Here is a 15462-nt window from a genome sequence, read left to right on the forward strand (position 1 = left end):
CATGGTTTCGGGAACGAGACGGAGTGCTGCGTACAAACCCGTAAAAGAAAATCTCAGAAGCTGATGTCGGTGCCGATACGCAGCGTCCGGGGACGCAATGGCGTGATCTGGTCGCCGTCGCGAACCTGAAAGGGGCTGCCCAGTGCAAAGCGGTTGCCCCGCGAATCGAAGAGATTGGTCAGGCTGGCCGACACGCCCCAGCGCTGCGTGCCGAATCGTATATCCACACCGGTGTCGAAATAATTGCCCTGCGGCTGGCTGAGGCCGGGGCCGACGCCCAGTACCGATTTACCCATATACCGGCCATAGCCGCTGACCTGCAGTGTCCGGCCATTGCCCATTGCACGGCTATATTCGATATGTGTCGTGCCACTCACGTCCGCGACATTGGGCAGCGTACTCGAACGGCTGATATCCGTTATCAGCACGCTCATCAGCAGCGGGTCGGGAATCGTTACCTTGCTGTCGTTCAGGTAGAGGGCGCCGCCGACCGTCAGGCCGGATACCGGGCGCCATGATGCGGCAACGCCCAGTGAATGCACCCGTCCGTTTCCGATATTGGCGGTTGCCGGAAATCCCAGGCCGTTGATGATATCCGCCTGAATATCGTCCCACCGCGTCAGGGCGATTGAGGCGGAAATGTCGAACGGTGCGTGGTCGCCGCCCTGCCAGCGCATTCCTGCCTCCCAGGTGCCCACCCGGTCGCCGCGGAAACGCTGAACATAATCGCGATGCAGGGCCAGTCCGCCGGGACGATATCCTTCGGCATAGCGGGCGAAGACCGACATGCCTTGAACGAGCCGGTAGTGCAGGCCGAAAGAGGGCAGGGCACGGGTTTCCGTACGACTTGCCTGCGCGTCCGGATCGATGCGCAGGGCAAAGACAGGCTGAATATCCTGCGCCTGCCCCGACAACCGGGTCCAGGTGAGCCGTCCGCCGCCGGTGATCAGCAGACCGTCGAACGGTGCCGCGCTTGCCTGTGCATAAAGCGTTACTTCATCCACCCGATTGCGGATTCCGGCCAGCGGCGCCACCCGGCTGTCATCGGTGACGTTGCGATGGACACGGCTGATGGCGGTCATGCCGTTGATCCCGACCACCCAGCCGCTACCATCGTCATTGCTGTGCGACAGCCGCGTTTCCGAATTGACCAGATGAATGCGCTGGCTCTCGTCATAGGCGCTCAGCGCCAGCGCGGCGAAGGAGAGATGCGGCGTCTTTAGCGCTTCACCATTGAGCGTGGTCGTCGCGTCGAACCGCTCGGTCAGATACTGATCGACGATGCCGGTGGTGGAGGTCAGTTGCGCCGACCCGATTTCTCCCGAAATCGTGATCGAACCGGACGCATAGTCATTGCGATAGGGCTGGGCGAGGCCGCTGGCACGGCTCAGGCCGTCGCCGTCGCGGTCCGCATATTGCGCATCGCGTCCCCGGATATGCTGGAACGTGCCTTCCAGCGTGATCGACCAGTCAGGCACCGGATCGAAGCGCAGGCTGGCGCGACCGCCGACGGTACGTACCTGATTGACGTCATGCTTTCCGCGCAGGGGGTCGTCGATATAACCGCCGTCGATTCCTGCATACCCAACCGCGCGAACGGCAAGCCGGTCCTCAACGATCGGCAGATTGACGATTGCACCGCCGTCCCCACCCGGGGCGCCATGCTGCGTAAACGAAGCGCCGGTCCAGCCCTGTCCGCCGCTGTGATCTAGGTCGGGCGGCCGGGGCACGATACGCACTATACCGCCCAGTGCTCCAGCGCCGTAAAGCGTGCCCTGCGGCCCTTGCAGCACCTCTACGCGCTTTACATCATACAGCCGCAGATCCGGGTCGGGGGCGCTATAGGTGATGCGCATATCGCCCCAATATTCGCCGACTGTGCTCTGGGTCGGTCCGGTAAAGCTGGAATCCGCAATGCCGCGAATGAACAGCTTGTTGCGACCCGGCCCCAGATGGGTCGAACTCAGGCTGGCGCTCTTCGTCAAAATCGCATCGGTCCCCCGCGCGCTATCGGCAAAGTTCAGCGAGTCGCCCGAAATAATAGTGGCGCTACCGTCATAATCGGACAGCGGGATAGCGCGTTTCGTGGCGGTGACGATGATTTCCCGTGCCGGTTGAACGGGTGCAGGGGAGAGGCGCTGGCGAACAGTCGTCATAGGACGCACCGGCTTCGGCGCAGCCTCTATGAGGAATGTTCCGGGACCGGTTTGTCGAATGCGGGCTCCCGTACCGCGTAGCAGCCGGACAAGCGCCTGATGCGCGCTCAAGTTTCCTGAAAGCGCGTGTACCCGCATTCCGGCAAGCCGCTGGTCGCGCAGTCCGATGCTCGTGCCCGTCTGCCGCCCGATTGCGAGGATCGCCTGATCAAGCCGGGTGGTGGACACTTGCACGGCGGGTTGACGTTCGCGGGCCAGCGCGGGCGATGCCATGGCTAGTGCAGCAATGGCCAGGAGCGTCGGGTCAGGGTGCCGCATGGTCCGCGCGTACCAGATTCCAGCCATTGTCCGTATGCAGCGCCCGCACTCCGAGCAGCGGTGCGACGCGCGGTACGATCGTTGCAGCGTCGCCGTTTATGGCAAGTGTGCCGGTAAAGCGGCTGTCGGCCAGCGTCGGATCGACCTGGATCGGCGTGCCCAGACTGCGTGCCATATCCTGTGCGACGCGTTGCAGCGATGCGTTATTGAAGACCAGCGTGCCATGTCGCCAGCTTCCCACCGAATCGCCGGTGACGCTGCTCAGGATTGCCCGGCTGTCGCTAACGGTGAGCGCATGGCCCGCATCGACGCGGATCGCCTGCCCTCCGGGGTCGTACATCACCGCTCCGCTGGCAACCGACACGCGCAGGGGGCCTTTGTCCTTCACCACGTCGAATACCGTACCGATATCGACAAGGCGGGCATTCCCGGCCTGAACCGTAAAGGGCCGAGCAGCGTCGTGATGCACGCGGAACAGTGCTTCGCCCCGTTCGATCGTCACGGTGCGGGAATCGGCGCTGACCGTCAGCCTTGTTCCGCCGTTGAGCGCAATGCGGGTGCCGTCGGCAAGCTGGACGGTGCGGTGCTTGCCGGGGCCGGTTTCGACGAGGCGGGTTGCGGGAGCCTGTTCGAACCGGCCGATCCCGACGGCCAGCGCAGCGCAGGCCGCGACCGCTCCCGCCGCGCCAATCCAGCGCAGCACGCCGCGTCGCGGGTGCTCTTGCTGATATGGCTGGAGGTCGGGAACCGGTTCGGCCGGAACGGCGAACAGCGCGCCGATATCCTCATCCATGTCGCACGTGGCATCATAAGCAGCGCTGTGCTGAGGATCGCTTTCCAGCCATTCGGTAAAACCGTCCCAGTCCGCGAAATCGGGATCGCGCAGACGGATCGCCCAGTGCCGGGCGGCCTCCAGGGCATCAGGGGAGAAAACGTTGCTCATCGTGGTTGCTCTGACAGGACGAAGCCGTGGCGCCTATTCCGCATCGAATTTCTCCTGAAGCCGGGCAAGCGCGCGATAGGCCTTCTGCAAATCCTTCTCCACGGTACTCACGCTGATACCCAGTTCGCTCGCGATATGCGCCTGGGTAACACCGTCGATCCGGAAGCGGCGAAACACGGTTTCCACGCGCGGCCCCAGCGCAGAAAGCGTGGCTTCCGCCTGACGCAGTCTTTCCCGCGCGATCAGCAATTGCTCGCCCCCGGGCGCTGCATCAGCGGCGCCGGGTCCGTCCTGCCAGTCCTGTTCGCGCCGCACCCGGCTGGTGCGTGCGCGATACCGGTCGCGCATCAGATTTTCGGCGGCACGATAGAGATAGGAAAGGGGTTCCTGTACCGGCCCGCCGGGAAGCGCGTGGATACGTTGCCACAGTTCCTGAACCAGATCTTCGGCTTCATCGCCCGCACCGCGCGCGGTCAGGAAACGGATCAGCCGCATCCTGTTGTCGAGCAATATTCTGCCGAGACCGTCCTGCGCGTCGCGATCCATGGCGGCTCCATCGCCTGTCGGGCGACCAATGGCAATGGCGTGGTATGAAATTAGGATGCGGTTGGAACGGAAGCGGGGATCAGGTCAGCGTTAAAGTTCGGCACCGCTTGGACGTAGCACGATTGCCCACAATCAGAAGGCATCGTTGGCTCCCATAAACGCGGGGATTCCTGACGGTCTTCGGAAAAATACGGTTCATGCCGCATCCGTCGGCTCCAGTGCGACCAGTCTGAAATCCCCGCGTTCGACTTCGCTCACCGTATGCTGCGTAAAACATAGCGGCCCGTCATCGGGGTGTTCGAACCGTCGCAAACCACCTTCGCGCGCAAGCACGGTCTGGCGCTCCCATGCACTGTCAAAATCCTCGCTGTTGGCACGGAGCCATGCCACGATGCCGGTCACGCGCGGATCGTTCAGAACGCGGCCATAGTCGCGGCGGAATTCCGCCAGAACACGGATGCAGCGGTCGGTCCAGTCAGGCAAAAGAGTGCGCGCCTGCGGACGGGTAAAGATGTAGCGCAGCAGATTAGGCTGGTCACCTTCGTCGAACAGCCCGACGAACAGACGTCGCGCTGCCGCATTGGCGCAGCATATCGTCCATGCCGCATCCAGCCCGTAGGCGGGCCAGCTCAGCCCCTGCACCAGCGCGATAATCGCCGGGGGCGCATCGGTCGTCGCTTTCGAAAAGGGATCGGCGGGATCGTGACGCCCGGCCAGAGTGAAAAGATAGGACCGTTCCGCTCGCGTCAGGGTAAGTCCATCGGCAAGCCGCGCGACCGTTTCAGCCGATGGCCGCACCTCTCGTCCCTGCTCGATCCATGCCACCCACGTCGTCCCGATACCGGCGCGTGCCGCCAGTTCCTCGCGACGCAGCCCGGGCGTGCGGCGACGGCGGCCTGGCATATCAGGTGCGATGCTTTCCCTTCGGGCACGCACAAAGCTACCCAGTGTTTTGCGGCGAGACTCATCCAGCATGGAATACATTATAACAGGATAAAAATGTCTATTGTAACAGGGTAAGTGGCGACGCACAGAGTCGGGCAAGGAGAACCCGATGACCCGCAAACACAACAGTATCGTGCGAAGCCAGTTTGGTGCAGGGGCGACCGATTATGTCACCAGCACCGCTCATGCTCAGGGCGCCGACCTTCAGCGGATAGCCGCTGTCGCCGCGATCCATCGACCACGCCATGCGCTTGATCTTGGGTGTGGTGGAGGACATGTCGCCTATGCCATGGCGCCTCATGCGGAGGAGGTAACCGCGACTGATCTGTCCCCTGAAATGCTGGCGGTGGTAGAGACAGAGGCGGCACGGCGCGGCCTGAGCAATATCCGCACCATCTGCGCCCCGGCCGAAGCGTTGCCTTTCGCCGATGCGAGTTTTGATATGGTGGCGTGCCGTTTTTCCGCCCATCACTGGCATGATGTGCCTGCCGGCCTGAATGAAGCACGGCGGGTGTTGCGCCCCGGCGGGCAGGCGATATTTGCCGATGTGATCGCGCCGCCTCCTGCGGCCGCCGATACGCATCTTCAGGCGGTCGAACTGCTGCGCGACCCATCGCATGTACGGGACTATAGCGAAGCGGAATGGAGCGCGATGCTGGAGCGCGCAGGATTTGTCACAGGCGCTGTCGGCAAAGGCCGTCTGCGCATGGAGTTTCGTGACTGGACCGCGCGCATGCGCACGTCCGAAGATCGTGCCGCAGCCATCCGTATCTTACAGAATCTGGCCAGCAGCGACGTCAGCAGCCATTTTGCAATCGAGGAAGATGGCTCGTTCACCATCGATACCATTGTGATCGAAGCAGTCAGCCCTGCTGCCGCCTGAAGGAGGTCGGGATAGGCTGAATCAGGTTGGCCGAGCTTCGTTCAAAATCGATCGGGTTGAGGCAATCCATGATCGATGGGCTATCATGAGCTGATCGCGGTCGAGCGAGTGCGGCGCATCCTGATCGTCATTTTCGCGGCACTTATTTTGGCGATGTCGACTATCATACCCGGACGTCATTCAATATTGCGGCGCTGGGTGTGATTCTGGTTTTGATCGCGCTTTATGCGACATGGTGGTGAGGTAGGATGGCGCAATTGCTGGCGATTGACTGGGGCACCACCAACCGGCGGGTATATGTGCTGGACGCGAACGGGGCTGTACTGGCCACGGATCGCGACGATCGCGGCATGCTGGCCATGGAAGGACGCGATTACGGCGCCGAACTGGATGTGCTGCGGGGGCGGTATGGCGACTTGCCGGTCCTGATCGCGGGCATGGCGGGGGCGAACCGCGGATGGCGGGAGGCGGCCTATCGCAGCTGTCCTGCCGGGATTGCCGAGCTTGCCGAAAGCATTTGCTGGATGGAGCCGGGGCGTACCGGCATCGTGCCGGGGGTTTCTTTCGACAGCGGCGAACGTGCAGATGTGATGCGCGGTGAGGAGGTGCAGGTGCTGGGGGCGGTGCAGGCCGGTATGGCCGAACCCGATGCGCTGCTCTGCCAGCCGGGAACGCATTGCAAATGGGTGGAGATGGCCATGGGGCGCATCGCTGCTTTTACCACTGCCATGACCGGCGAACTGTTCGCGCTGCTGCGTCGTGACAGCATATTGTCCGGCACGATCGCCGGTACGGTCACCGATGGCGAGGCGTTTCGTCATGGTGTCGCGCAGGCACGTCGCGGCGACCTGCTCGCCAATCTGTTCGGCGTGCGCGCGGGCGTATTGCTGGGTAAGCGCGATGCCGAAGAAAGTGCGTCCTATGCCAGCGGCCTGCTGATCGGCGCCGATGTCGCTGCGCGACCGCTGGACCGTCCCGTTACCATCCTTGCCGATCCTGAACTCGGCGGCCTGTATGCCACGGCAATCGAACTGTGCGGCGGCACCGGCAGGATCGCCGACAGCCATACGGCATTCGTGGCGGGCATCACCGCAATATGGAGAGCTTTATGACGACGTCCCGCGATTTTGCGACCGCCTTTGCCCGGTGTCCGCTGGTCGCCATCCTGCGCGGGGTACATCCCGATGAGGTGGTGCAGGTGGGCATGGTGCTGGTCGAGGCGGGATTTACGCTGATCGAGGTGCCGCTCAATTCGCCCGAACCGATCAGGTCCATCGGGCTGCTGGCAGAGGCGGTGGGCGACCGGGCTATGGTCGGCGCAGGCACCGTGCTGAATGTCGAAGAGGTGGAAGCAGTTGCCGGAGCGGGCGGTCGGATCATCGTCTCCCCCAACGTAAATACTGAGGTCATTCGTGCAACCAGGGCGCAGGGCCTGACCTCGCTGCCGGGCTATTTTACGCCGTCCGAGGCGTTTGCGGCACTGGCGGCAGGTGCTGACGCACTGAAGCTGTTCCCCGCGGAAGCGGCAAGCCCGTCCGTGCTGAAAGCCCAGTCGGCGGTGCTGCCAAAGGGTACGCGCAAGCTGGTGGTCGGCGGTATCTCCTCGGACAATATGCAACCCTGGCGCGATGCCGGCGCAGACGGCTTCGGTATCGGTTCCGCCCTCTACAAATCCGGCAAGACTATCGAGGCAATCCGCGATGACGCGAAACGCTTCATCGGCTGAATCAGCTTTATTGAGACGTTGCCACAAGGGGGATGAGGGCTGCCCGCTGGCGCGTAGCGTGATGCTGTGCGCTGCAGCGTGCTCGACCCTGTCGGCGCGTTTGTCCGGTTTTCTGATTCACCGGCAAGTATCGGCTGAAATAGGATTTTTACAGCAGCAGGATGCGCGACGGATGGGGCGTCTGATGTGCGGAGTTACGGCCATTTCGCATCACCGGTGTCCGGTCTTTCGCACATATCAGAGGAAGATTTCATTAAAAATTCAATAAAAACAACGCACTATTGATGATTTTCTCCTGCTCCCAGCGCCATTTAGCGTGAACCGCGACGAGCCCGAACAGGGCTATGTCGATCGGGAGAGGAGTATATGGCGAGCATCAGCGTATCCGGAGACGCAACCCCTGTCAGGCGCATGCCCTGGTACCGGCATTTATATGCCCAGGTGCTGGTCGCAATCGTGCTTGGTGCGCTGATCGGCTATTTCTGGCCCGATACCGGCGCATCGTTGAAGCCGCTGGGCGACGGCTTCATCAAGTTGGTGAAGATGGTGATCGCGCCGATCATTTTCCTGACGGTGGTTACCGGCATCGCGGGGATGGGTGAATTGCGCAGCGTCGGCCGCGTCGCCGCCAAGGCGTTCGGATATTTTCTCTTCTTCTCCACGCTTGCACTCATCATCGGACTGATCGTCGGCGAAGTGATTCAGCCCGGCGCGTCGATGCATATCGACCCTGCGACGCTCGATAGCGGTGCGATCGCGCATTATGCAACGGAAGCGCACAACCAATCGATCACCGGCTTCGTGCTCAACATCATTCCTACCACCCTGCTGAGCGGGCTGACCGAGGGCAGTATTCTGCAAGTGCTGTTCGTCGCCATCCTGTTCGGGATCGCGCTGGCGCTGATCGGCGAGCAGGGCAGGCCGGTGCTGACGGTGCTCGAATCCGCAACCGCCGCCATCTTCCGGCTCGTTCATATTCTGATGAAGGCAGCCCCCATCGGGGCGTTCGGCGCCATTGCCTTCACCATCGGCAAATACGGTATCGGATCGCTGGTCGGCCTCGCCGCACTGGTCGGCACTTTCTACCTGACGGCATTGCTGTTCGTGATCCTTGTGCTGGGCACGGTTGCGCGGCTGGCGGGCTTCTCCATCTTTTCTCTGCTTGCCTATCTGAAGGCGGAACTGTTGCTGGTGCTCGGCACCTCTTCGTCCGAAGCCGCGCTGCCCGCGCTGATGGAGAAGATGGAAGAGGCCGGGTGCAGCCGGTCCGTGGTCGGTCTGGTCGTTCCCACCGGCTATTCGTTCAATCTCGACGGCACCAATATCTACATGACGCTCGCATCGCTGTTCATCGCGCAGGCGACGGGTATCCATCTGTCGCTGGGTGAGGAATTACTGCTGCTGGCGGTGGCGATGCTGAGTTCGAAAGGCGCGGCGGGCGTTACCGGAGCCGGATTCATCACGCTGGCGGCCACCCTGTCGGTGGTCCCCTCGCTGCCGGTTGCGGGCATGGCGCTGATCCTCGGCGTCGACCGGTTCATGAGCGAATGTCGCAGCCTGACCAATTTTGTCGGCAATGCGGTCGCGTGCGTCGTGGTGGCGCGCTGGGAAAATGCGCTCGACCGCGACCGGTTGCGCCTCGCCCTCGCGCGCAAAACCGCCAGCGCCAACGAATAAGCAAAGGAAGGATGAAAGGTGTTCAGGAGACATTTTCTGGCCGGGTGCGCGGCATTGGCCGCGACGGTCGCCGCATCGCCCGTGCTGGCACAGGTCAGGTCCGACAGCGTCGGTACGCCGACGGTCGTCAATCTCTGGCCCGGTTCGCCGCCGGGAAGCGGTAAGCCCAGCGGTCCCGAACGGGTGGGGCGTGAAGGCGCCGGACTGGGCGCGGTGGCGAATATCTCGACCCCGCGCATGAAGATTTACCGGCCTGCCAATCCGAACGGTACGGCGGTGCTGATCATGGGTGGCGGCGGTTATTTCCGTATCCAGATCGGACATGAGTCCGATCCTGCGGCACGCTGGTTGCTGGCACTGGGCGTCACGCCGGTCGTCCTTTATTATCGTATGCCCGCCGACGGCTGGCAACGCGATGCCCCCTTTCAGGATGCGCAGCGCGCCATGCGCCTGTTGCGGTCGCGGGCATCGGAATTCGGGATCGACCCCGACAAGATCGGCGTGATGGGCTTTTCGGCCGGTGGCCATCTGGCCGCGATGACCGAAACGCGCTTTCGCCATGCCTGGTATCAGCCGGTCGATGCAGCGGACAAGCTTTCGTCCCGTCCCGATTTCGCGGCGCTGATCTTTCCGGTCATTACGTTCAAACCGCCCTATGACACCACGCGGTCGAAGCGGGAGATTGTCGGCGACACGACCGATCCGGCAACGCTCAGCGCCTATTCGCCGCAGGACCATGTGACGAAGCGGACACCGCCGACCTTTCTGGCGCAGGCTGCCGACGATCCGATCGCCAATCCGCAGAACAGCATCATCATGTTCAATGCGCTGCAAAAGGCGAAAGTGCCAGCAGAACTGCACATGTTCCAGGCGGGCGGCCATGGCTTTGGCCTGGGCGTGCCGGGAACGCTTCCCGCAGCATGGCCGCGTCTGTTCACCGCATGGGCGAAACATAACGGCTTTGCCGGGGCGCCGGCGCCGAAGCCTGCCGAAAACACACAGGATGATGAGGATAATTAAGATGCGAACCGGGAGGAAATGGGGACTGGCGGGTGCGGTAAGCGCCGTGGCACTGGTGATGAGCGCGGCACCGGCTTCGGCGCAGCAAACGCCGGATACTGCGGAACTGCTCAAGCTGGTCAAGCAACAGGCGAAACAGCTTGCCGAATTGCAGGCGCGGCTGGACAAGCTGGAGGCGCAGCAGCAGCAGACCGCTTCGGCAGCCTCCGCACCGGCACCGTCGCCAGTGCCGCAGACCGCGCAACAAACACAGCAGGCCGCCGTCGACGCGCAGGTGCAAAACGCCATTCAGGACAGCAAGTCGAGCGAGCTTGCCTCGCTTCAGGCGCAGGTCGCGCAGCTTGCCGCCAACAACAAGCGTGGTGTCGATGTGCGCTGGAGGAATGGCGGACCGGAATTCCGCTCGTCGAACGGGTTCTTCACCTTCCGTCCGCGCGGCGACTTCATGCTCGATTTTTCGACTACCAGCGGCTCGCGCTATGATGATCGCAATCTGACCGGGACGGAGGTGCGCGACATCCGGCTGGGCGCGCAGGGCAATGTCGGAAAAGTGGGATACAAGGTCGATATCGGCTTTGAGGACAATTCGGTCCATGTGAAGGAGGCCTATATCTCCTACGACTTTTTCAAGTCGGGGCCGCGCGCAGCCGAACTGTTTCTGGGGCAGAAGCTCGAAGACCGTTCTATCGACGGGTCGACGACCAAGCGCCGCCTGCCGTTCATGGAACGCAATGCCGCTTCAGCGGTCGGTGCGCCGGATATCGGCTATTTCAACCTCGGCCCGCAGTTTAAGCTGTACGGCCCGACCTGGCACGTATCGGTATCCTTCAGCGGCGATTCGATCGGCAATGGCGGCGATTACAGCGACAGCTATGCGGTGTTCGGCCGCGCACACTGGAACCCGATCAAGGGGCAGGGCGGTTTCGTCCATGTCGGCCTGTGGGGCTGGGCGGAGCGCCTTGCCGCCGATGCCGACAGCATCAACGAAGTTCCGCATCTGGTGCAGCATTTCAACGACAATATCCGCGTTTCCGCGACGCGCATCGATGGCACCGTCGGCGATCATGCCTGGGGTGGCGAACTGGGCGGTGTGTTTCACAACCTGTATGCGTTCGGCGAATATGCCAATCGCTATATCAGCGCGACCGACGACCCGAGTGCGCATCAGGTGGGATATTCGGTCTATGGCGGCTGGTTCATCACCGGCGAGCGGCCGGGCTTTTCAACGCGGTCGGGAATCTGGGGGACGACCAAGGTCAATGATCCCGTCACCGACGGCGGCCATGGCGCGATCTCGCTCAACGGGCGCTATGACAAATATGACTTCACCGATTCTCCGCGCGGCGGCTGGGGCGATTCCTGGACGCTGGGCGTGAACTGGTATCTCAACAACTGGGCCCGGCTGATGCTGAACTATGTCCATTGGCGGACCGACAATCATGTGGGTTCTTACAAGGGACGCGATACCGGCGATTCCATCGGCGTCCGCAGCCAGATTTCCTTTTAGGCCTCTCCCGGGTCAAACTCCCTGGGGCGTCGCGTTGGCGGCGCCCCTTTTTTATGCGCTGCCGTTCTTGCGGCGATACGCGTCCGGATCGATGCCATGGCGGCGCATCTTGTCGTACAGGGTTTTGCGCGGCAGCTTCAGCGCCGCCATGACGGTGCGGATATCGCCGTCGCTATGATCGAGCGTTTCGCGGATCAGCGATGCCTCAAACCGTTCCACCCGGTCAGCAAGCGAAAGCTCCGTACTTTCCTGATCCATGCCGCCTTCCGCCCAGAGACCAAGCACCGCGTTAAAGGCAAAGTTGCGCAGCTCGCGTACATTTCCGGGCCAGTCATGTTCGATCAGATAGCGGCGTATCGCGTCGGTCATCTCAAAGCTTTCCTGACCGGTCTGCTCGATCGCCGCTTCGACGAAATGGGCGAACAGCAGCGGGATATCCTCCCGCCGTTCGCGCAGCGGCGGGATACGCAGCCGCGTGACGTTGAGGCGATAGAACAGGTCTTCGCGCAGCCGGCCGGATTCGACCAGCGCCATGCTGTCCCCCTTGGCGGCGGCAACGACCCGCAGGTCGATACTGGTCGGTGCGCCGGCACCCAGCGGCATCACCTCCCGCTCTTCCAGCACGCGCAGCATCTTTGCCTGTACGGCGGGGCTCATACTGTCGATTTCGTCGAGAAACAGCGTCCCGCCGCCGGAGCGTTCGATATGCCCCTTGCGCTCCAGCCTGCCGTGCGGGACCGCGCCCTGTTCATGGCCGAACAGTTCCGCCTCGGCGATGGCTTCGGGCAGTGCGCCGCAATTGACCGCCACGAAAGGGCGGCCGCGCCTGCGTCCCTGACGGTGGAGCAGGATCGCCACCAGTTCCTTGCCGGTGCCGGTTTCGCCCTCGATCAGCACATCGAGATCGGCGCGCGCCAGTTGTCCGATGGTTTCGCGCAGGCGTACCATCTGCGGGCTTTCCCCGATCAGGGGGCTGTCGGTATGATCGACGGTCTGGCGAAGCTGCCGGTTTTCCACCACCAGCCGCCGGGTTTTCAGCGCCCGCCGCGCCGCCGCCGCGAGATGATCTGCGGCGAAGGGTTTGGTCAGAAATTCGAACGCGCCGTTGCGCATCGCGCCGATCGCCATCGGTACATCGGCATGGCCGGTGATCAGGATGACCGGAATTTCCGGGTCGATTTCGCGTACACGACCGAAAAACTCCAGCCCGTCCATACCCGGCATCCGCACATCGGTAACGACGATGCCGGGAAAGTCGATGTCGATCGCGTTCAGTGCGCTTTGGGCGTCGGCAAAGGCGCGGGCAGGCAACCCTTCCAGGTCCAGCGCCTGCACATTGGCTTCGCGCAGTTCGGCATTGTCATCGACGAAAAAGATGATGCCGTCGGTTTCGGTTTCCGTTTCACTCATACCCGTTTCAACCTGAGTTCGAATGCCGCGCCGCCAAGGGGGGAGGCAATGGTGGTTAGTTCGCCGCCGAATTCGCGGGCGATGTCCCGCGCGATGCCCAGCCCCAGTCCCAGCCCGTCCGGCTTGCTGGTGATGAACGGCGTGAACAGGTCGCGCGCAATCGCAGGGTCGATGCCCGGCCCGTTATCGGCGATGACGATGGTTGCCGCGTTGGTCGAGCTGATGCGGATCACCGGCTCATGCGTCCGTTCGAGTGCCTGAATGGCGTTCTGAAGCAGATTGACCAGTATCTGCTCTAGTCTCACCCGGTCCGCGGCCACCTGTATCGGTGCGTCGGCATCAATCCGTTCAAGCCGGATATTGGCGGCATGGATGCGGTCGCCGATCAGCAACAGGGTGCCGTCGATCACCTCGCTCAGTTCCACCGCGCCGATTGCCGGTGTGCCGCGACGGGCGAACGCGCGCAGTTCGGCGGTGATGGCGCCGATCCGTTCTGTCAGGCCGACAATATGGGTCAGATTGGTCCGTGCCTTGTCATCGGCGCCGCGTTCCAGAAACCGTCCGGCATTTTCCGCAAAGGTGCGGATGGCAGCAACCGGCTGGTTGATTTCATGCGCTACGCCTGCGGTGATCTGGCCGATCGAGCCGAGACGATTGGCCTGCGCCAGTTCTTCGCGTGCGCGGCGATAGCGGTTGTCGGCAAGCGCGCGTTCCTGAGACTCAGCCCGCAAGCGTTCGTTGGTGGTGCGCAATTCCGCGGTGCGCAGCGCCACTTCCTCCTCCAGCGCCTTGCGCGCGGCGATCTGCATGGCACGGCGCTCGCGCGCACGAAAGATCAGGCCGAGCACCAGCAGGAACAGGACGAAGGCAATGGCCAGAACCATGCGGACCAGCGCATGTGCAGCCCGGCGATCAGGACCGGCGGGCTGAAAATTGATGAGCCGCGCATGCAGCAGGGGGACCGATGTGGAACTCGCCAGATAATCGGCCTTGCCGATCCGGTATTCGCCCGCCTTCATATGGTTCACATCGAGCGGCTGGACCAGCCCCTGTCCGAATTGCAGGGTGCGTTGCAGCGCCTGCCGGGTGGCCGACGATAATGGTGCGAGAGAATGGAAACGCCAGTCGGGCCTGCTGGTGATGATAATAACGCCATGTTCGTCCGCCACGGCGGTAATGCCCGATTGGGTTGCCCAGACCTGTTCCAGAGAATCGAATTCCACTTTCACGACCAGCACGCCCAGTACCTTGCCGCCTTGTTCGACCCGGCGGGAGATATACAGACCCGGCTTGCCGCTGACGGTTCCCAGCGCGAACAACTGGGCGCTGCCGTTGCGCAATGCCTGCCGGAAATAGGGACGGAAACTGTAATCCTGCCCGATGAAACTGTCCTGTTCCTGCCAGTTGCTTGCCGCGATGGTTTTGCCCTTCCGGTCGATGAGATAGATGGCGGCGGCATCAGTGCGGGCAGCAAGAAAACCGAGCGTGTCGTCCAGCCGGGTAAGGATTTTCGGATCGGGCCGGGCCAGCGCGGCACGCACATCGGGATATTCGGGAAGTACCACCGGCAGGAGCTGGAATTTCTGCAACTCGCTGGTCAGCAATCCGGCACGGGACATGGCTGCCTGTTGCGCGGCGCTGACCGTTTCGCGCCGCGCCCGCTGATCCGCCCACTGGCTGGCCAGTATCGCGAGCACGGCGAACAGCAACAACGCCGTGGCAATCCAGATCATGGTACGGGGACGCGGCCTCCTCATGACGCCACGAAGCACGTTTTCCGAACGACAATCGATGAACGGATGCTAGCCATGCCTGCCTTTCCCCGATCGTCCGGACCGGGGTTTTCTTATTCCCGCTGGCAAGCCCCCGGACAACCCCGAACTGTACGAAAAAGCGTGGAAATCGGGTAATTATGCTGACACTCGCAGCGTCTGCGTCGGGAGCAATTTCAGCGTTCGTGCGGATCGTCGCACAAAGCGCACAACGCATATGTGACAGGTCGCACATGCAGCCATTCGGCAAAGCTTTTATCATATTGATAAATATGGAAATATCGTATTTTTCAATGTTCCTTGCGTCTTCGATCCAGCCTTTTACCCCTGATGGCGACGGATTTGGCCGTCCAAGAGTGAATGGCGATATGCCAGGCTGAATACAGGGGGGAGGGGGTTGCCGGAGAAGCACGGCAAGCACCTGCCCGTCCGAAGGGAGTTGGATGTCGCCGGATTGCCCGGTTTTGCCGCTTCCGGCCTTCGATATCTGCATTTACTGCGCGGGCAGGCCATCCCAACGAACCAATACATCGATCGCCGGGATTATCGGCGACGCAAA

The 15462-nt window shown here is 62.4% G+C and carries 12 protein-coding genes; 6 read left to right on the plus strand and 6 right to left on the minus strand.

The annotated features are described in order from the left end of the window. Positions 1 to 53 precede the first annotated feature (53 nt). The 4 genes from FHR23_RS07210 to FHR23_RS07225 all read right to left on the minus strand — a co-directional run bounded on the left by FHR23_RS07210 (position 54) and on the right by FHR23_RS07225 (position 4866). A complete protein-coding gene (locus tag FHR23_RS07210) occupies positions 54 to 2501 on the minus strand; it encodes a TonB-dependent receptor (protein ID WP_221227423.1) in 2448 nt (815 codons plus the stop codon). After that, positions 2461 to 3417, minus strand: a complete 957-nt coding sequence (locus FHR23_RS07215) for a FecR family protein (protein WP_184002402.1) — start codon at positions 3415 to 3417, stop codon at positions 2461 to 2463. The genes FHR23_RS07210 and FHR23_RS07215 overlap by 41 nt, the downstream gene beginning before the upstream one ends. A 33-nt stretch (positions 3418 to 3450) precedes the next feature. Continuing rightward, on the minus strand, positions 3451 to 3963 hold the full coding sequence (locus FHR23_RS07220; protein WP_184002404.1) for an RNA polymerase sigma factor: 513 nt from the start codon (positions 3961 to 3963) through the stop codon (positions 3451 to 3453). A gap of 195 nt (positions 3964 to 4158) precedes the next feature. Continuing rightward, on the minus strand, positions 4159 to 4866 hold the full coding sequence (locus FHR23_RS07225) for a helix-turn-helix transcriptional regulator (RefSeq protein WP_246359766.1): 708 nt from the start codon (positions 4864 to 4866) through the stop codon (positions 4159 to 4161). Between the two features lie 151 nt (positions 4867 to 5017). Here FHR23_RS07225 and FHR23_RS07230 point away from each other — a divergent pair, with 151 nt between their 5' ends. From FHR23_RS07230 to FHR23_RS07255, 6 genes are all read left to right on the plus strand, one after another. Further along, entirely contained in the window at positions 5018 to 5791 is a 774-nt protein-coding gene (locus FHR23_RS07230; RefSeq protein WP_184002408.1) for a class I SAM-dependent methyltransferase, read from the plus strand. A 248-nt stretch (positions 5792 to 6039) separates the two neighbouring features. Next, positions 6040 to 6903 carry a 2-dehydro-3-deoxygalactonokinase gene (locus FHR23_RS07235; RefSeq protein ID WP_184002410.1) on the plus strand — a complete coding sequence of 288 codons (864 nt, stop codon included), beginning with the start codon at positions 6040 to 6042 and terminating at the stop codon, positions 6901 to 6903. After that, the gene (locus FHR23_RS07240) at positions 6900 to 7517 is read left to right on the plus strand and encodes a 2-dehydro-3-deoxy-6-phosphogalactonate aldolase (RefSeq protein WP_184002412.1); all 618 of its coding nucleotides are present in this window, start codon (positions 6900 to 6902) and stop codon (positions 7515 to 7517) included. The genes FHR23_RS07235 and FHR23_RS07240 overlap by 4 nt, the downstream gene beginning before the upstream one ends. Positions 7518 to 7883: 366 nt before the next feature. Further along, positions 7884 to 9194 (plus strand): dicarboxylate/amino acid:cation symporter, encoded by a 1311-nt coding sequence (locus tag FHR23_RS07245; RefSeq protein WP_184002414.1) that lies wholly within the window; start codon positions 7884 to 7886, stop codon positions 9192 to 9194. A gap of 18 nt (positions 9195 to 9212) precedes the next feature. Next, complete coding sequence (locus FHR23_RS07250) at positions 9213 to 10214, plus strand: alpha/beta hydrolase fold domain-containing protein (protein ID WP_184002416.1); 1002 nt, start codon at positions 9213 to 9215, stop codon at positions 10212 to 10214. Between the two features lies 1 nt (position 10215). After that, the gene (locus FHR23_RS07255; protein WP_221227424.1) at positions 10216 to 11721 is read left to right on the plus strand and encodes an OprO/OprP family phosphate-selective porin; all 1506 of its coding nucleotides are present in this window, start codon (positions 10216 to 10218) and stop codon (positions 11719 to 11721) included. A 51-nt stretch (positions 11722 to 11772) separates the two neighbouring features. Here the strand turns inward: FHR23_RS07255 and FHR23_RS07260 are convergent, their stop codons facing one another. Next, positions 11773 to 13131, minus strand: a complete 1359-nt coding sequence (locus FHR23_RS07260) for a sigma-54-dependent transcriptional regulator (protein ID WP_184002419.1) — start codon at positions 13129 to 13131, stop codon at positions 11773 to 11775. Further along, positions 13128 to 14864 carry a sensor histidine kinase gene (locus FHR23_RS07265; protein WP_184002421.1) on the minus strand — a complete coding sequence of 579 codons (1737 nt, stop codon included), beginning with the start codon at positions 14862 to 14864 and terminating at the stop codon, positions 13128 to 13130. The genes FHR23_RS07260 and FHR23_RS07265 overlap by 4 nt, the downstream gene beginning before the upstream one ends. Positions 14865 to 15462 lie beyond the last annotated feature (598 nt).

The organism is Stakelama sediminis (assembly GCF_014199335.1).
Classification (GTDB): Bacteria; Pseudomonadota; Alphaproteobacteria; order Sphingomonadales; family Sphingomonadaceae; genus Sphingomonas; species Sphingomonas sediminis.